Origin of the sequence: Nonomuraea sp. NPDC050328, from assembly GCF_044459405.1 — a bacterium.
Classification (GTDB): Bacteria; Actinomycetota; Actinomycetes; order Streptosporangiales; family Streptosporangiaceae; genus Nonomuraea.
On the sequence record NZ_JBITIW010000008.1, the window covers coordinates 160074 to 176438 of the forward strand.

The window sequence follows — 16365 nt, forward strand, 5'->3', positions numbered from 1 at the left end:
CCTCGGATCCTCAGGGCTTGAGCTTCTCCATCGCCTTGGCGATGCGCTTCTCGGAGATGGGCGTTGGGGTGCCGAGGGTCTGGGCGAAGAAGCTGACCCGCAGTTCCTCGATCATCCAGCGGATCTCCCGCACGTCGGGGTCGCCGCGGCGGGCGGGCGGCAGCGAGTCGAGCAGGTCCTGGTAGTCGTCCTCGACCTTGTGCACCCGGTCCATCCACTCCAGGTCGCGCCGGGGCTCGTCGGGCAGCTTGACCAGGCGGCGTTCGATCGCGCGGATGTAGCGGGAGACGTCCGGCAGCCGCCGGGCGCCGGTGGCGGTGACGAAGCCGGGGTAGATGAGCGTGGAGAGCTGGTGGCGCACGTCGGCCGCGGCCTCGGTGGCGCGGGCGCCGTCGAGCAGGCCGCCGACGGTGTGCCAGACCGACAGGATCTGCTCGACCTTGGCCAGCACCTCGCGCGCGGTGTCGTAGAGCTCGGCGCGCACGTGCTGGTAGAGCCGGTCGAAGCCGACCGGGTCCCAGGCGGGGCCGCCGAGGTCGTGCACGAGGGTGTCGACCGCGGCGTTGACGATGTCGTCGAACAACGCCACCGCGCCGCCGTGCGGTGAGCGCGACAGGGCGAGCTTGGCCTGGTTGGACAGGGTGCCGAGGAGCTGGCGGGCCGGGTTGACCACGTTGAGCAGGAGCAGCCGCCGGGTGCCGGTCCACATGGCGCGGCGCTGCTCGGCCTCGGTGTCGAAGATCTTGATCGACACCGAGTCGCCCGCGTCCACCAGGGCGGGGAAGCCCTTCATCCGGCCCTGCTCGAAGACCTTGGGCAGGGTGCCGAAGGTCCAGGCGGTCAGGCCGGTGCGCTCCAGGTCGTCGGCGGCGGCCGACAGGCGCTGGCGCAGCTTGGGCGCGAGGCGCTTCTTGAGCGTGTCGAGGTCCTTGTCCTCGGCGAGCTTGCGCTTGCGCTCGTCCACGACCCGGTAGGTGACGCGCAGGTGGTCGGGGATCTGGTCGAGCTGCCAGGCGTCGCGCGGCACCTGGACGCCGGTCAGCCGGCGCAGCTCGCGCTCCAGCGCCTCCAGCAGCGGCTCCTGGCCGGGCTTGGCGGCGGCCAGCACCTGCTTGGCGTAGTTGGGCGCGGGCACGAAGTTGCGCCGCAGGTGCTTGGGCAGCGAGCGGATGAGCGCGGTGACCAGCTCCTCGCGCAGGCCCGGGATCTGCCAGTCGAAGCCGTCGGAGTCGAACTGGTTGAGCATCTGCAGCGGCACGTGCACGGTGACGCCGTCGGCGTCGGCGCCCGGCTCGAACTGGTAGGTCAGCTTCATCCGCTGGTTGAGATGCCGCCAGGTGTCCGGGTAGTCCTGGACGCTGACGTCGGCGTTCTCGTTGACCAGCATCTCCGGCGTGTAGGTCAGGGACGTCTTGTCCTCGACCTTCTTCCACCAGGCGTCGAAGTGCCGCGCCGAGACCACGTCGGCCGGGACCCGGCGGTCGTAGAAGTCGAACAGCGCCTCGTCGTCGACCATGATGTCGCGGCGGCGGGCGCGGTTCTCCAGCTCCTCGACCTCCTCCAGGAGGCGGCGGTTCTCCTTGAGGAAGGCGTGGTGGCTGTCCCACTCGCCCTGCACCAGCGCGTGCCGGATGAACAGCTCGCGGGAGGTCTCCGGATCGATGCGGCCGTAGTTGACCTTGCGGCCGACCACGAGCGGCATGCCGTACAGGGTGACCTTCTCCAGGGCGATCACCGCGCCCTGGTCCTTCTCCCAGTGCGGCTCGGAGTAGGTGCGCTTGAGCAGGTGCTGGGCCAGCGGCTCGACCCAGTCGGGCTCGATCTTGGCGTTGACCCGCGCCCAGAGCCGGGAGGTCTCGACGAGCTCGGCCGACATCACCCAGGCGGGCTGCTTCTTGGCCAGCGCGGAGCCGGGCCAGATGGCGAAGCGGGCGTTGCGCGCGCCGATGTACTCGGTCAGCGGCCGGCGCCCGCGCTCGGCGGGCTGCTGCTTGTCCACGACGTCCTTGACGCCCAGGTGCGACAGCAGCCCGGCCAGCAGCGAGGCGTGGATGGTGTACGGCTCGGCGTCGGTGGTGTTGGGCTGCGCGCCGAGGGAGTGGCGGAGCTGGCTGAAGATGTCCTGCCACTCGCGCACGCGCAGGTAGTTGAGGAACTCGGCCTTGCACATCCGGCGGAAGGCGCTGGAGGACAGCTCCTTCTGCTTGTCCTTCAGGTAGGTCCAGAGGTTGAGGTAGCTGAGGAAGTCCGACTCGGGGTCGGCGAAGCGGCGGTGCTTCTCGTCGGCCTGCTGCTGCTTGTCGGCCGGGCGCTCGCGCGGGTCCTGGATGGACAGCGCCGAGACGATGACCATGACCTCGCGCAGGCAGCCGTTCTTCTCCGCCTCCAGCACCATGCGGGCCAGCCGCGGGTCCACCGGGAGCTGGGCGAGCTTGCGGCCGATCGGGGTGATCTGCCCCTTGTCGTCGAAGGCGTTGAGCTCGTGCAGCAGGTTGACGCCGTCCTTGACCTGGCGCTTGTCCGGCGGCTCGACGAAGGGGAAGGCCTCGATGTCGCCCAGGCCGATGGAGGTCATCTGCAGGATGACGCTGGCCAGGTTGGTGCGCAGGATCTCGGGGTCGGTGAACTCCGGCCGGGCGAGGAAGTCCTCCTCCTCGTACAGCCGGATGCAGACGCCGTCGCTGGTGCGGCCGCAGCGGCCCTTGCGCTGGTTGGCGCTGGCCTGGGAGATCGCCTCGATGGGCAGGCGCTGCACCTTGGTGCGGTGGCTGTAGCGGCTGATCCGGGCGAAGCCGGGGTCGACCACGTACTTGATGCCGGGCACGGTCAGCGAGGTCTCGGCGACGTTGGTGGCCAGCACGATGCGCCGGCCGGTGTGCCGCTGGAAGACCTTGTGCTGCTCGGCCGCCGACAGCCGGGCGTAGAGCGGCAGGATCTCGGTGTTGCGGAAGTCGGCCTTGGTCAGCGCGTCGGCGGTGTCGCGGATCTCGCGCTCGCCGGACAGGAAGACCAGGATGTCGCCGGGACCCTCCGAGGTCAGCTCGCGGCAGGCCTCGACGATGCCCTGCGCCTGGTCGTCGTCCTCGTCGAGCGGCCGGTAGCGCACCTCGACCGGGTAGGTCCGGCCGGAGACCTCGATGATCGGGGCGTCGCCGAAGTGACGGGAGAAGCGGTCGGGGTCGATCGTCGCCGAGGTGATGATGACCTTGAGGTCGGGGCGCTTGGGCAGGAGCTGCTTGAGGTAGCCGAGGATGAAGTCGATGTTGAGGCTGCGTTCGTGCGCCTCGTCCACGATGATCGTGTCGTACTGCTCCAGCATCCGGTCGTGCTGCAGCTCGGCCAGCAGGATGCCGTCGGTCATCAGCTTGACCAGGGTGCGGTCGCTGCCCTGGTCGGTGAAGCGGACCTTGTAGCCGACCACCTCGCCGAGGTCGGTGCCGAGCTCCTCGGCCACGCGCTCGGCGACCGTGCGGGCGGCGATGCGGCGCGGCTGGGTGTGCCCGATCAGGCCGCGGACGCCGCGGCCGAGCTCCAGGCAGATCTTGGGGATCTGGGTGGTCTTGCCGGAGCCGGTCTCCCCCGCGATGATCACGACCTGGTGGTCGCGGATCGCCGCGAGGATGTCGTCCTTGCGCTGCGATACCGGCAGGTTCTCCGGGTAGCTGACCGCCGGGACGGCCTCGCGGCGGCGGGCGACGCGCTGCTCGGCCCGTTCGACGTCGGCGGTGATCTCAGCGGTGATCTTCTCTCGCGCCTCGCGGCCGCGAACCCGGCGGATGCCGTCCAACCTGCGCGAAATCCGCCGCTGGTCGCGCGGCATCAGCTCGGACAGGCGTGAGTGAAGGTCGGATGTTCCCATGTTGCTTTCAAGGATATTCGTGGCGGCAGGACCAACCGCTCATGGTGCACCGGCGGCGGGGGTGACCGCATCCCAATATCGCGGCCGAGTCCCGACGCCTACCTCAACGCGCGCCGGGCGCCGCCGCTTCCCGCCACCACGACCAGCGCCGCCACGGCCACCTGGAAGACGAGCCCCCAGACCAGCCGGCTCCACACCCCGCCGCACCCGTTGACCGCGTCGTAGGCCGCCAGCGCGAGCACGGCCAGCGGGTAGGCCCCGATCAGCGCCGCTCCCGCCCAGGCCGCCCCGCGCGCCGCCCGCACCCGTCCGCGCCGGCGCAGCAGCCACCACGCGGCCAGCGCGGCGAGCACCACCAGCGGCGCCGGGAGCGCCGTCAGCGGCCGGAGCACCTCGGTCGAGCGCAGGTAGGCCCCGAACCCGCGGCACTCGCCGTAGGCGAACCAGCCGAAGCTCTCCTCCTGCCCCGGCAGCAGGTACGGCAGGCAGGACGACACCAGGGCCGCAGCCCACCATGGCCAGCGCATGAGACGACATCCGAAGGGAGGGGATAAGTGCACGTCAGGTGTATCACACGCCCCGTCACCCGGCCGAACGCCACAGTGGAGCCCCGGCCGAACGCCACAGTGGAGCCCCGGCCGGACGCGACAGTGAAGCCGGCCCGGCCCCTGGCGAGCGGTCCGCGTCGCCGGTCCCGCGTGTTTAGCTGAGCGGAGGAGGTGGAGCCCGATGGCGCGCATCCGGCTGCTCGGCCCCCCGGCGATCGAGCGGGACGGCGCCCCGGCCAGGCCGCCGCGGGGCCGCAAGTCCTGGGCGCTGCTCGCCTACCTGGTGCTGACCGACCGCCCGCCGGGCCGCAGGCACCTGGCGGAGCTGCTGTTCGGCGACGCCGACGACCCGCTGGCGGCGTTGCGCTGGACGCTGGCCGAGCTGCGCCGGGCTCTCGGGCCGGCGGCGTCGCTGGGCGGGGATCCGCTGGTGGCCTCCTTCCCGGCGGACATCGAGGTGGACGTGCTCCTGCTGGGCCGCGACCCGGCCGACCCGGCCGCGCTGCTGGAGCTGGGCGGCGAGCTGCTGGAGGGGGTGCAGCTCGCCTCCAGCCCGGCGTTCGACTCCTGGCTGCTGGTGGAGCGCCATCGCGTGTCGGCGGTCGTCGAGGCGCGGCTGCGCCAGGCGGCCTACGCGTTGCTCGCGGCGGGCCGGGCGCGGGAGGCCGTGCCGTACGCCTCGCGCGCGGTGGCCCGCAACCCGCTGGAGGAGGGCAACCACGAGCTGCTGGTGCGCAGCCTGGCCCTGGCCGGGGACCGGGCGGCGGCGGCCCGGCAGGTCGCGGTCTGCGAGGACCTCCTGCGCAACGAGCTGGGCCTGACCGTCTCGCCCGCGCTGCGGGAGGCGGCCTCGGCCGGTCCGGGGCGCGCGACCGTGCTGCCGCTGGGCGGGCGGGCCGCAGCGGCGGGACAACTGGAGGCGGGCCGGGCGGCCCTTCTCGCCGGGGCGGTGGACGCCGGCCTGGAGTGCCTGCGCCAGGCGGTCGCCGAGGCGGCCCGCTGCCAGGACGAGAGGCTACGCGCCACCGCGCTGCTGGAGCTGGGCAAGGCGCTGGTGCACTCGGCCCGGGGCCGCGACGAGGAGGGCGTCGTGGTCCTGCACGAGGCGATCCAGCTCGCCGGGCAGGAGGGCGAGCGGGCCACCGCGGTGACCGCCTACCGGGTGCTGGGCTTCGCCGAGGTGCAGGCCGGGCGGCGCGGCACCGCGGAGAGCTGGCTGGGCCGGGCGCAGGCGCTGGCCGAGACCGACGACGAGCTCGCCCCGATCCTCGGCGTGCGCGGCATGAACGCCTCCGACCGCGGCGACTACCCGGCCGCCTTCGAGTTGCTCGGCGAGTCCGCCGAACGGGCCCACCGGTGCGGCGACCAGCGCCAGCAGGCCTGGTCGCTGTCGATCGCCGCCCGGGCCCACCTGCTGCGCGCCGAGCGCAGCCAGGCGTCGGTGGCGTTGTCGCGCTCGCTGGAATTGGTGCGGCAGCAGCGCTGGATGGCCTTCCTGCCCTGGCCGCAGACCCTGCGCGCCGAGGCGGACCTGCTCGGCGGCGACCTGGAGGGCGCCGGTGAGCGGCTGGAGCACGCCTGGGTGCTGGCCTGCCGGCTCGACGACCCCTGCTGGGAGGGCATGGCCGCGCGCGGGCTCGGGCTGCTGCACGCCGCCAAGGGCGAGCACCGGGCGGCGGCGCGCTGGCTGGACGAGGCGCTGGCCCGCTCCACCCGGGTGCCCGACCGCTACCAGTGGATCCACGCCCACGTGCTGGACACGGCGATCACCGCCGCGCTCGGCCGGGACGAGCACGAGCGGGCCCGCCCGCTGGCGAGGGCCCTGGCGGCGCTGGCCGCCCGGTGCGACATGCGCGAGCTCGTGGTCCGGGCCCACCTGCACCACTGGCGGCTGGGCGAGGGCCGGGCGCTGGCCTCGGCGCGGCTGTTCGCCGCCGGGGTGGACAATCCGGCGCTCCTGAAGGACGTGCCGGCCTGACCCGCCGTACCAGCCGGTCGGGGTTCAACCGTGGTAGGCGGCCTCCAGCTCCTTGATGTCCAGCTTGGACATCCTCATCATGGCCTGCATGACGCGGGTGGCCTTCTCCTTGTCCGGGTCGGTGCCCATGCGGGTGAGCGCGTTCGGCACGATCTGCCAGGACAGGCCGTAGCGGTCCTTGAGCCAGCCGCACGGGCCGGGCTCGCCGCCGCCTTCGAGCAGCCGGTCCCAGTAGGTGTCGACCTCCTCCTGCGTCTCGCAGTGCACGTACAGCGAGATGGCCTCGTTGAACTTGAACTCCGGCCCGGCGTTGAGCCCGTAGTAGAGCTGGCCCTCGAGCTCGAAGACGACGACCGAGATCTCGCCGCCGTCCGGCGTGCCGCCCGGGAAGCGCTGCACCTCGACGATCCGCGAGTTCGGGAAGATCGAGGTGTAGAACTCCGCGGCCTCGACGGCCTGGGTGTCGAACCAGAGATGCGTGGCGATCTTCTGCATGGTGGTCTCCTCGGTGAGCGTCGGTTCCTGCCTGTACAGACCGGCGCCCGGCGCCGGACTCATCGCGGCGGCGGCAGCTTTTTCGCCGCGGCCATCGCCGCCCCGACGATCCCCGCCTGGTTCTGCAGGCCGGCGGGGACGATCGGGACGTCCAGCCGGATGTGCGGCAGGAACTTCTCGGCCTTCTTGGAGACCCCGCCGCCGATGATGATCAGCGACGGCGAGAAGAGCATGGCCACGTGGCGCAGGTACTCCTCGACCCGGCCGGCCCACTTCTCCCAGCTCAGGTCCTCCTCCTCGCGGACGCGGTCGGAGGCGCGGTGCTCGGCGTCCTTTCCGTGCAGCTCCAGGTGGCCGAGCTCGGTGTTGGGCACCAGGAGGCCGTCCACGAACAACGCGCTGCCGATGCCGGTGCCGAAGGTCAGCATCAGCACGGTGCCGGTCCGGCCCCGGCCCTCGCCGAAGGTCAGCTCCGCGACGCCGGCCGCGTCCGCGTCGTTGAGCACCACCGCCCCGCCGAACAGGGTCCCGGCGTCCACGCCGATCCAGCTGTGGTGCACGTTGGCGGCGCTCTTCACCACGTTGTCGATCACGATGCCGGGGAAGGTGACGCCGACCGGCCCGGTGTAGCCGAAGTGCGCCACGATCTGGCCGACTACCTCCGCGACCGCGTCGGGCTTGGCCGGGTGGGGGGTGGGGATGCGGAGCCGGTCGGCGGCCAGTTCGCCGGTGGCGAGGTCGACCGGCGCCCCCTTGATGCCGGATCCGCCGATGTCGATGCCCAGAACGTTCATGAGGCCCCTATACCCCGAAATGAACCCACCGTCAGCCCCTGGCGTATCTCGCGGCACAAGCGCACATCGAGGAGGCACGGATGCAGCACCGCATCATGACACTCTGCGCCGGGACACTCGTCCTGTTCACCGCCGCCGCTCCCGTCGAGGCCGCGCAGACCCGGCCCAGGTTCGAGGTGGTCGGCCTCGTCTCCGACGTCAAGGGCCGCGCCGCGGTCCACGATCCACGCGTGGTCAACCCCTGGGGGCTGGCCCTGGGCAAGACGCTCTGGGTGGCCAACACCGGCACCGGCTCGGCCACCGTCTACTCCGGCGTCCCGGGCGCGATCAGGAAGGAGGCCACCGAGGTGGCCGTCCCGGGCGGCGCCCCGACCGGGCAGGTGCTCAATCCCGGCGACGGCTTCACCGTCAAGGGCAAGCCGGCGACCTTCCTGTTCGCCAGCCCGAGCGGCGCGATCACCGGCTGGAACGCCGAGGCCGACCCGGCCGGCGCGGTCATCGGCGCCTTCACCCGCGGCGCCGACTACAAGGGCCTGGCCATGGTCGGCGACTCGCTCCTGCTGGCCGCCGACTTCGCCGGCGGCCGGGTGCACGCCTTCGACGCCGACTTCCGGCGGCTGCGGCTGGGCCGCTGGCAGTTCAGGGACCCGTTCGTGCCGCGCGGCTACGCGCCGTTCAACGTCTCGGCCGTGGCGGGCGCGGTCTGGGTCTCCTACGCGCTGCGGGACTCGGCCACCGGCAAGGCGGTCGCCACCCGGGGCAAGGGCTTCGTCTCCCGCTTCAGCCCGGACGGCCGGCTGACCGGGCGGTTGTCGCGCGGGGCGCTCAACGCGCCCTGGGCGGTCACCGTCGCGCCGCGCGGCTTCGGCGCCTACGCGGGCGCGCTGCTGGTCGGCAACTTCGGCGACGGCACCGTGCAGGTCTTCAAGCGCGGGCGGCACCTCGGCCCGCTGCGGGACTCGGCCGGCCGGCCGATCGTGCTGCCCGGCCTGTGGGACCTCGAACCGGGCACCGCGGCGACCGGCGGGGAGAACGCGCTGTGGTTCTCCGCCGGGATCGACGGCGCCCGGCACGGCCTGGTCGGGCTGATCCGGCCCGCGGGCGCGCGCGCCCCGGCGACCGGCCAACCGGCTACGCCGACCTCACCGGCCGCCCCGGCCGCGCCGGTCACCTCGCCGCCGGTTTCCGGCGGCTACTGACCGTCCGGTACGGCAAGCGCCGCCGCCAGCGCCGAGGGACCGGTGTAGTGCAGGCCGATCATGCCCAGCCGTACCGCGGCCTCGACGTTCTCGGCCCGGTCGTCCACGAACAGGCAGCGGCCGGCGGGCACCCCGGCCCGCTCGGCGGCGATCTCGTAGATGCGCGGGTCGGGCTTGGCCACGCCGACCCGCGCGCTGCTGACCACCTCGTCGGCGAAGTAGGCGAGCCCGAGCCCGGCGAGCGCCTCCTCCAGCGCGGTCGTCGCGTTGGTCACCAGCACGACCGGGACGTGCGCCTGGATCCCGGCCAGCAGCGCCCGCACCTCCTCGTCCACCGAGGTGGGCACGGCGGCGAACTCGGCGACGATGGCACGGGCCCGCTCGTCGCCGCCGAGGGCCTCGGCGACCGACTCCAGCCACTGCTCGTCGCTCACCCGGCCGAGCAGCGCCGGGCCGATCGTCTCCGGGGCGAGGGCGAGTTTCAGCAGCTCACCGGGGGCCAGGCCGTACCGCTCGTCGAGGGCCGCCTGGGCGGCCGGGTCGTGGTGCCGGAGCACGCCGTCGAGGTCGCAGAGCACAGCGTCAAAGGCAAGCACGAGTCGATTCCGTCCCTGGGTGCGGCAAAGTCGAGGCCACTACGATAAGCCCCGAGATGACGGATCATCAGCTTCCCCAGGAGCTGCGCCGGCTGTTCGCCGACGGCGGCAGGGGTCGCACGCTCTCCGTCGGGCTGCCTTCCGGCGAGCTCCTGTGCGCGGAGGACGGCCGTCCCGCGTTCTGGATGAGTCTCGACCCGGCGACCGCCACGCAGTGGTCGGCGTTACGGGCCGAGCATCCGCGCTCGGGGCTGTGGCCGATGTTGCTGGAGGAGACCGCGCAGCCGTGGGCCGCCGCCCGCGTCGAACCGGACAACCCCGTGCTGATCGGGCACTTCACCGCCGAAGGCTTCATGGCCGAGGTGTGGCAGGAGTGGGTGATGCAGGCGCCGCCCGAGGCGCTGGCGGAGATCGAGCCGTTCGGCGTGCTCTGCCCCGGCCTGGCCGACCCCGGCGTGCCCGCGGGCGACCCCGACGAGGTGGCCGAGTGGTTCGCCAAGCAACTGGAGGAGCGCGGCATGTGCCTCGGCCTCGCACCCGCGGCCCGGGGCGCCGACGCGCTGGTGGCGATGGGCTGGCAGGGCGCCATCCACCACAACGAGTGGGCGGTGCCGATGGCGGCGGTCGTGCGGAGCTGGGAGGAGCGGTTCGGGGCTCGGGTGGTGTGCGTGGGCTTCAACACCCTCGACCTGAGCATCGCCGCGCCGCCGACCGACCTGGAGCACGCGCTGCACGTGGCCGCCGAGCACTGGGCGTTCTGCCCGGACAACATCGTGCAGGGCGCCGGTGACCTGCGCGGCTACGCCGAGGAGCTCGTCTCGGCGTATTCGTGGTCTTTCTGGTGGGACTGATCGTTCTCCATTAACGTGTCCTTGGCATGATTCGGGGCGATCTCACACCAGAGTTACTGAACACCCCTGTCTGGGGGGACGGGCTGCCGGAGCGGGCGGGCATCCCGGTGTTCGACGTGCCGCTCGTCTCCGTCGGCGGCGGCATCGGCTCGTTCACGCTGCTCGACGTCCTGCGCATCCGCGGCGTCCCGGCCGAGTGGATGCGCGTGCTGTCGGTCAACGACACCCCCTGGCAGACCTGGGACTACCTGTGCCGGGCCTCCCAGCTCCCGGCCACCGAGCGCATCCGTTCCGACGCCGGGGCCAGGCCGGACAACATCTGGGGCTTCCCGTCCTACGCCGTCGCCGAGTCGTGGCGCGAGGTCAGCCTCAAGCCGCTGCTGCAGGTGCTGGTCGAGCCGGTGCTCAGCGACTTCTACAGCCCGCCGGCCGGCCTGGTGAGCGCCTCGATCGCCAAGGAGGCGCACCGCATCGGCTACTGGAGCATGCTGGCCAAGGGCCAGGTCCGCATGGTCAGGAAGCGGCACGGCGGCGGCTACTTCACCGTCCTGACCCCGCCGCCGGGGGCCGCGCCGACCAAGCGGGTGATCCTGCGCTCCAGCCACGTGCACCTGGCGGTCGGCTACCCCGGGCTGAAGTTCCTCGACGACCTGCAGCGCTTCCGCGAGGAGCACGGCGGCGGCCACCAGGTCGTCAACGCCTACGAGCCGCACGAGCACGTCTACGACACCCTGCGCCGCCGGCCTGGAACGGTCATCGTGCGCGGCGCGGGCATCGTCGCCTCGCGGGTGCTGCAGCGCCTCATGGACGACGTGGAACGGTACGGCCTGCAGACCCAGATCGTGCACCTGTTCCGCACCTACGTCACCGGCTCGCACGGCCCCAACGCCCGGATGCGCCGCAAGGGCGGCGACGGCTGGGCCTACCAGGCCTTCACCATGCCCAAGTCGGCCTTCGGCGGCCAGCTCAAGGCCGACTTCGCCGCGGCCACGCCCGAGCGCCGGGCCGAGCTCGCCAAGCTGGTGGCCGGGACCACCACCCCCAAGCTGCGCCGCTGGCAGGACCAGATGGCGCGGGCCCGCTCCGGCGGCTGGTACCACCCGGTCCAGGCCACCGTCGACAAGATCGAGCGCGCCCCGGACGGCCGCCTGGTCACCCACTACGGCCACCTCACCTACCTGTCGGACTTCATCATCGACTGCACCGGCCTGGAGGCGGACATGTCCGAGCACCGGGTCCTGGACGACCTGCTGCGCTTCGGCGGAGCCACCCGCAACCGCGCCGGCCGCCTGGCGGTGAGCCCCAGCTTCGAGGTGCTCGGCGCCGGAAGCGGCGACGGGGCGCTGTACGCCTCCGGCGCGGCGGTCGCGGGCAACCACTTCCTGGCCGTCGACAGCTTCCTCGGCCTGCAGACCGCGGCGCACGAGATCGCCGACGACCTCGCGCGGCGCGGCTTCGGCCGGCGCCTCGGGCCGCTGCGGTCGGTGGCGCAGTGGCTGCGCTGGGCCGGCGGGCGGCCGGTGTGATCCCCACCCTCGGCGGGCGGCTGCAGACCCGCCTGTTCCTCGCCTTCGCGGTCGGCGCACCACTGACCGCGCTGCTGGCGCTCGTCCTGCCCATGGGCCTGGCCGACGCCTTCGTGATCCTCCTGGCCGCCACCGTGCTCGGCGCCGGCTGGGAGCTGCTGTACCACCTGTTGATGCAGTTCCGCTGGGACAAGGACTGGCCGACGCTGTTCGGCCTGCTCACCGGCCTCCCCGAGGGACTGCTGCTGTGGGGCCTGCTCCAGGCGGAGCTGGTCCCGCTCGTCACCGGCCCGGTTCGCGGGGGCGCCTTCACGATCATGTTCTTGGTCGTCTGGCTGGGCCAGTGGTTGTTCGCGAACGGCCCCATGAGGGTGCTGTCCGTCCGCTGGCGCTTGCGAGGCGGGCGCCTGATCTGATCGAAAGGGCAAGACGCGCATGCGTAGAGCCGGGGGAATCCACTTCGCCCACCCGCTGGCCTTCTGGGCGGGTGTGGTGTTATGCGTCGCGGGGGTGGCACTCCACCTGCCGATGTACCTGCACGCCTCGCACATGGGCTACCGGATGGCCGGGATGCCGATGGACCTGCCGATGACGATCGGCATGGTGCTGATCGTCGCGGGCATCGCGGCGACGGCCTACGGGCTCGTGCCGCGCGGCTGGCTCACCGCCAAGCCGGCCGCGGACGTCAAGATCAAGGCGCTCGACGGCGCGAAGCTGCGGCCGGCGCACATCGGCCTCATCGTGGTCATGTCCACGGCGGTGATCATCGACGCGATGAAGCCGATCACGCTGGGCTTCGTGGCGCCGGAGATGGCCAAGGAGTACGCGTTGCGGCCTGCCGTACCGACCGGGGAGCTGCCGGTGGCGCTGCTGCCGCTGTTCGGGCTCACCGGGACCGTGCTCGGCTCGCTGATCTGGGGCTGGATGGGCGACCGGATCGGGCGCAAGCCGTCCATCCTGTTCGCCGGAGTGATCTTCGTGGCCACCGCGATCTGCGGCGCGATGCCGTCGTTCGAGTGGAACCTGATCATGTGCCTGGTCATGGGCCTGGGCGCGGGCGGCATGCTGCCCATCGCCTTCTCCCTGCTGGCCGAGACCATCCCGGCGCGGCACAAGGGCTGGGTCATGGTGCTGATCGGCGGCAACCTGGCCATCGCCTACCTCGCCGCGAGCTGGCTGTCGGCCTCGCTCGCGCCCACCTACTCCTGGCGGGTGCTGTGGCTGGTCGGGCTGCCCACCGGGGTCTTCCTCATCCTGCTCAACCGCTGGATCCCCGAGTCGCCGCGCTTCCTGCTGGCCCACGGGCGGCACGAGGAGGCCTCGGAGATCCTCCAGCGGTACGGCGCCGCCGCGGTACGCGGCGAGGAGGTGGAGACGGTCGCCGACCCCACCTCCGGCGGTTACTCCCGGCTGTTCCGCGCGCCGTACACCGGGCTCACCTCCGCGGTGGTCATCCTGGGGCTGGCGATCGGCCTGGTCACCTTCGGCTTCCAGCTCTGGATCCCGTCCAACCTGCGCACCCTCGGGCTCGACCAGGTCACCGCCGACCGGGCGCTGCGCGACTCGACGCTGCTGGGGCTGCCGCTCATCTTCGTCTCGGCGGCGATGTACGGGCTGTGGAGCGCGAAGAAGACCATCGTGGTGCTGTCCACGCTGGTCGGGGTCGCCCTGGTGGCGCTGTCGTTCGCCGGTGAGACGCTGGCGCAGGACAGCACCTGGCTGTACCTGCTGCTGGCCGGGCCCATCGTGGGCACCGCGGCCATCTCCGCCGTGCTGGCCGCCTACGCCTCGGAGATCTACCCGACCCGGATCCGCTCGCGCGGCTCGGGGCTGTCGGCCGGGATGGGCAAGTTCGGCGGCGTCGCGGTCACCGCGGTGCTGGTGGCCGGGGCCGCCGTGCCGTCCATCGGGACGACCGCGCTGCTCGGGGCGGTGCCGTTGCTGCTGGCGGTGGTGATCGTGCTGGTGTTCGGGGTGGAGACCACCGCGACGGCCGACTCCCCGGAACCGGCCACCGCCACCTGACCCGCGTTGTTGCGGGGCCCGCGGATCAGGCGTAGCCGCCCAGTCCGCGGGCCTCCTCGGCCCAGCCCGCCAGGAACATCAGCGCCGCCCCGCGCTCGCGATATCGCCGCGCCACATCCACCGGCCGGCCGCCGCCGTAGTCGAGCTGCACCGCCTCACCCGCCCGCCGGAGCAGCGCCGGCACGAGCCAGTCGTACTTCACCGCCGACGCGCACACCGCCAGCCGTACCTGCCGGGGATCCCCGCGCCACCCCGCCTCCCGCAGCCCGTCGAGGTAGGCCCCGAACAGCCGCCCGTCCAGCTCCGGCAGCCGCGCCGCCGGAAGGAACAGGTCGAAGACGCTGTCGGGCAGGTGGTTGCCCAGATCCTCGCCGAGCGCGCCCTCCCCGGTGAACGCCCAGTCGAGCAGGACCGACCCGCTCCCGTCGGCGATCACGTTGTTGGGCCACAGGTCCAGGTGGCACCACACCCGGGGCAGGCCCTCCAGCGTGGCCAGGAACCACTCCCGGTCACGATGCAGCCGGACCGTCTCGGCCCGCAGGCCGGGCGGGAAGTGCTCCCTGACCATCGGCTGCGCCCACGCCTCGTCGTCGTCCAGCAGCGACCAGTCGACGCTCTTCGCTCCCGTGTAGCCGCGCAGGAAGCCCCGGCTCAGCCACGGCCGCTCCACCGGCCCGGTGCCGCCCTGCGCCCGGCCCAGTTGCCCGGCCAGCCGTACGTGCCGCTCGGCGGACCAGGCCGCGCCGGGCTGCCCCGCCACGTCCTCGGTCCACAGCGCCAGCTCCCCGCCGTGGCGCTCCACCACCTCCAGCAGCCGTGGCGCCCGGACCCCGGCCTTCTCCCACAGGTACGGCAGGCCGTCCGCGTACACCTCGGCCTCACGGCGCCAGTAGTTCCAGTGCCTCGGGTCTCTGGACGCCTGCCAGTCCGGGTGCCCGCCCGGCTCCGGCGACAACACCTTGACCACCGCCGACCGACTACCCCTCACGACCCGCCAGATCCCGGCGGTGACCGCGTTCAGCGGGTTGTGCGTCAGGGGGTGCAGGGACCAGGGGGCGGTGCCGGGCAGGAGCCGCTCGACCTCATCGGCCAACTCATCCATCCGAGCGATGCTAGGCCGTGCCGCCGCACGTCCCAGTCCGCTGAAGCGGCGGACGCGGGGCCGTGAGGCTGTGGCGTGGTGGCTGCCGTGGGGTGGTGGCTGCCGTGGGGTGGTGGCTGCTGTGGGTCTGGGGCTGGTGTCGGTTAGGACCGGTGTGCGGCGAACTGGAAGCAGCCGAACTCCACCGCCCGTACGTGCACCACAGCCACCTCCGGCTCAGCGAACAGCTCCTCCAGCCCCGCCTCCGGATCCGCCCCGGCGGGAAGGAGCCGCCCCGAGTGAATAGTCCCCTTAGCGGTGTACGCCCGCAGCACCCGCTGCGCGGTGTGAGCCACCGGCCACCCGTCCCCCTCCTGCCCCGGGCACTCCCCGGCGTGCACGAACACCGGCCCCACCTCGTCGTACGCCCCCGGCTCCACCCCGTTCTCCACCGCCCACCGCCGCAGCGGCGCGTACGACACCAGGGCGATCTCCGCCCCCGCCTCAGCCTTGGTCAGACAGCACCGCAACGGGCTGCCACCCTCGTCATCGATCAGCAGCCGCGGCGGGTTACCCGCATCGTCCCGCCGAAGCAGCTCCGTCACGATCTCCCGGGGAATCGCAGCAATCGTAAATGTCATACCCCCAGCGTGACGCCCCAGCTCACCCCCCGCTGGCGCCCTTCGGACATCGCACGCCCTCCCCGGTCGGCGGCGCACCACCCTCCAAGGTCCTGGCGCCCCCACCCTTCCGCCTCGGCGGCGCGCCCACCCTCCCCCTGCCCAACGGCCAGGCTCACCCATCCGGCCGTCGAACCCCGCCGCCTCCGCCTCCTGCCCCAACCGGCGCGAACGTTCCGGCGGCACGTCGAAGCCGTGGCAGGCCCCAGCCCGCCACCCACACCCGGCCCCGTCCAACCCGCGCCTACGCGTGCGCGCGCAGCTCCTGGATCGCCGCCATGATCCCCTTCCTGTCGTACGCGCCGGTGGGCATGGTCGCGCCATGCACATGCCGGACGACGCCTTGGGCGTCGACCAGCACATCGCCCGACTGCTGCATCGACCCGAAGATCTTCCTGCTCAGCCCGACCATCTCGTGCGGCGTCCCCCGGCGTCCGGTCAGGACCGGGAACGGCACCTGCCGCCTGGCCTTCCAAGCCGCCGCCTCCGCCCGCTCCTCGGGCACCGCGACGAACACCTGGACGTTCGCCGCCGCGAACTCGCCCCGGCTGCGGACGAGGTCCTGCACGTGGCGGTTGCAGATCGGGCAGGACGTCGACCGCATGAAGTACACGAGTACGGCCTGCCGTCCCCGATGGTCGGACAGGCGTACGGCCTGCCCGTCGGTGTCCTCCAGGACGAGGTCGGGCGCGGTCGATCCGATGGTGAGCATGGTGGAACTCCTCTTCGCGAA

14 protein-coding genes are annotated in these 16365 nt (G+C 72.6%); 6 read left to right on the plus strand and 8 right to left on the minus strand.

All coding sequences use genetic code 11. The features are described 5' to 3' along the window. Positions 1 to 10: 10 nt before the first annotated feature. Positions 11 to 3859 (minus strand): ATP-dependent RNA helicase HrpA, encoded by a 3849-nt coding sequence (gene hrpA / locus ACIBG7_RS28330; RefSeq protein ID WP_397338210.1) that lies wholly within the window; start codon positions 3857 to 3859, stop codon positions 11 to 13. 98 nt (positions 3860 to 3957) lie between these two features. Continuing rightward, positions 3958 to 4386, minus strand: a complete 429-nt coding sequence (locus tag ACIBG7_RS28335) for a hypothetical protein (RefSeq protein ID WP_397338211.1) — start codon at positions 4384 to 4386, stop codon at positions 3958 to 3960. Positions 4387 to 4588: 202 nt separating this feature from the next. On the opposite strand from ACIBG7_RS28335, the gene ACIBG7_RS28340 reads away from it, so the two are divergent. Beyond that, the gene (locus ACIBG7_RS28340) at positions 4589 to 6385 is read left to right on the plus strand and encodes a BTAD domain-containing putative transcriptional regulator (protein ID WP_397338212.1); all 1797 of its coding nucleotides are present in this window, start codon (positions 4589 to 4591) and stop codon (positions 6383 to 6385) included. A gap of 24 nt (positions 6386 to 6409) precedes the next feature. On the opposite strand, the gene ACIBG7_RS28345 is transcribed toward ACIBG7_RS28340, so the two are convergent. After that, positions 6410 to 6880: a VOC family protein gene (locus tag ACIBG7_RS28345; RefSeq protein ID WP_357921618.1), complete on the minus strand. Its 471-nt coding sequence runs from the start codon at positions 6878 to 6880 to the stop codon at positions 6410 to 6412. Positions 6881 to 6939: 59 nt separating this feature from the next. Next, positions 6940 to 7674, minus strand: a complete 735-nt coding sequence (gene ppgK, locus ACIBG7_RS28350) for a polyphosphate--glucose phosphotransferase (protein ID WP_397338213.1) — start codon at positions 7672 to 7674, stop codon at positions 6940 to 6942. 80 nt (positions 7675 to 7754) lie between these two features. On the opposite strand from ppgK, the gene ACIBG7_RS28355 reads away from it, so the two are divergent. Beyond that, on the plus strand, positions 7755 to 8873 hold the full coding sequence (locus tag ACIBG7_RS28355; RefSeq protein WP_397338214.1) for a TIGR03118 family protein: 1119 nt from the start codon (positions 7755 to 7757) through the stop codon (positions 8871 to 8873). Here the strand turns inward: ACIBG7_RS28355 and ACIBG7_RS28360 are convergent. Then, positions 8867 to 9469, minus strand: a complete 603-nt coding sequence (locus ACIBG7_RS28360; RefSeq protein WP_357921627.1) for an HAD-IA family hydrolase — start codon at positions 9467 to 9469, stop codon at positions 8867 to 8869. The two genes, ACIBG7_RS28355 and ACIBG7_RS28360, sit on opposite strands and share 7 nt — an antisense overlap. A 56-nt stretch (positions 9470 to 9525) precedes the next feature. On the opposite strand from ACIBG7_RS28360, the gene ACIBG7_RS28365 reads away from it, so the two are divergent. The 4 genes from ACIBG7_RS28365 to ACIBG7_RS28380 are packed head-to-tail and all read left to right on the plus strand — an operon-like array spanning position 9526 to position 13871. Continuing rightward, on the plus strand, positions 9526 to 10320 hold the full coding sequence (locus ACIBG7_RS28365) for a DUF4253 domain-containing protein (protein ID WP_357921630.1): 795 nt from the start codon (positions 9526 to 9528) through the stop codon (positions 10318 to 10320). 26 nt (positions 10321 to 10346) lie between these two features. Continuing rightward, positions 10347 to 11846, plus strand: a complete 1500-nt coding sequence (locus tag ACIBG7_RS28370; RefSeq protein WP_397338215.1) for a hypothetical protein — start codon at positions 10347 to 10349, stop codon at positions 11844 to 11846. After that, on the plus strand, positions 11813 to 12262 hold the full coding sequence (locus ACIBG7_RS28375) for a hypothetical protein (RefSeq protein ID WP_357921636.1): 450 nt from the start codon (positions 11813 to 11815) through the stop codon (positions 12260 to 12262). Before ACIBG7_RS28370 ends, ACIBG7_RS28375 begins: the two co-directional genes overlap by 34 nt. A 19-nt stretch (positions 12263 to 12281) precedes the next feature. Further along, positions 12282 to 13871, plus strand: a complete 1590-nt coding sequence (locus ACIBG7_RS28380; RefSeq protein WP_357921639.1) for an MFS transporter — start codon at positions 12282 to 12284, stop codon at positions 13869 to 13871. A 25-nt stretch (positions 13872 to 13896) separates the two neighbouring features. Here the strand turns inward: ACIBG7_RS28380 and ACIBG7_RS28385 are convergent, their stop codons facing one another. From ACIBG7_RS28385 to ACIBG7_RS28395, 3 genes are all read right to left on the minus strand, one after another. After that, complete coding sequence (locus tag ACIBG7_RS28385) at positions 13897 to 14973, minus strand: phosphotransferase (RefSeq protein WP_397338216.1); 1077 nt, start codon at positions 14971 to 14973, stop codon at positions 13897 to 13899. Between the two features lie 143 nt (positions 14974 to 15116). Then, a complete protein-coding gene (locus ACIBG7_RS28390; RefSeq protein ID WP_397338217.1) occupies positions 15117 to 15557 on the minus strand; it encodes a DUF1203 domain-containing protein in 441 nt (146 codons plus the stop codon). 319 nt (positions 15558 to 15876) lie between these two features. Then, the gene (locus ACIBG7_RS28395; protein ID WP_397338218.1) at positions 15877 to 16344 is read right to left on the minus strand and encodes a peroxiredoxin family protein; all 468 of its coding nucleotides are present in this window, start codon (positions 16342 to 16344) and stop codon (positions 15877 to 15879) included. Positions 16345 to 16365: the final 21 nt, after the last annotated feature.

Excerpts from the sequence above, each read along its gene's own strand:
- hrpA (WP_397338210.1), bottom strand. The coding sequence starts at position 3,859 with ATGGGAACATCCGACCTTCACTCACGCCTGTCCGAGCTGATGCCGCGC.
- ACIBG7_RS28335 (WP_397338211.1), bottom strand. The coding sequence starts at position 4,386 with ATGCGCTGGCCATGGTGGGCTGCGGCCCTGGTGTCGTCCTGCCTGCCG.
- ACIBG7_RS28340 (WP_397338212.1), top strand. The coding sequence starts at position 4,589 with ATGGCGCGCATCCGGCTGCTCGGCCCCCCGGCGATCGAGCGGGACGGC.
- ACIBG7_RS28345 (WP_357921618.1), bottom strand. The coding sequence starts at position 6,880 with ATGCAGAAGATCGCCACGCATCTCTGGTTCGACACCCAGGCCGTCGAG.
- ppgK (WP_397338213.1), bottom strand. The coding sequence starts at position 7,674 with ATGAACGTTCTGGGCATCGACATCGGCGGATCCGGCATCAAGGGGGCG.
- ACIBG7_RS28355 (WP_397338214.1), top strand. The coding sequence starts at position 7,755 with ATGCAGCACCGCATCATGACACTCTGCGCCGGGACACTCGTCCTGTTC.
- ACIBG7_RS28365 (WP_357921630.1), top strand. The coding sequence starts at position 9,526 with ATGACGGATCATCAGCTTCCCCAGGAGCTGCGCCGGCTGTTCGCCGAC.
- ACIBG7_RS28370 (WP_397338215.1), top strand. The coding sequence starts at position 10,347 with ATGATTCGGGGCGATCTCACACCAGAGTTACTGAACACCCCTGTCTGG.
- ACIBG7_RS28380 (WP_357921639.1), top strand. The coding sequence starts at position 12,282 with ATGCGTAGAGCCGGGGGAATCCACTTCGCCCACCCGCTGGCCTTCTGG.
- ACIBG7_RS28385 (WP_397338216.1), bottom strand. The coding sequence starts at position 14,973 with ATGGATGAGTTGGCCGATGAGGTCGAGCGGCTCCTGCCCGGCACCGCC.
- ACIBG7_RS28395 (WP_397338218.1), bottom strand. The coding sequence starts at position 16,344 with ATGCTCACCATCGGATCGACCGCGCCCGACCTCGTCCTGGAGGACACC.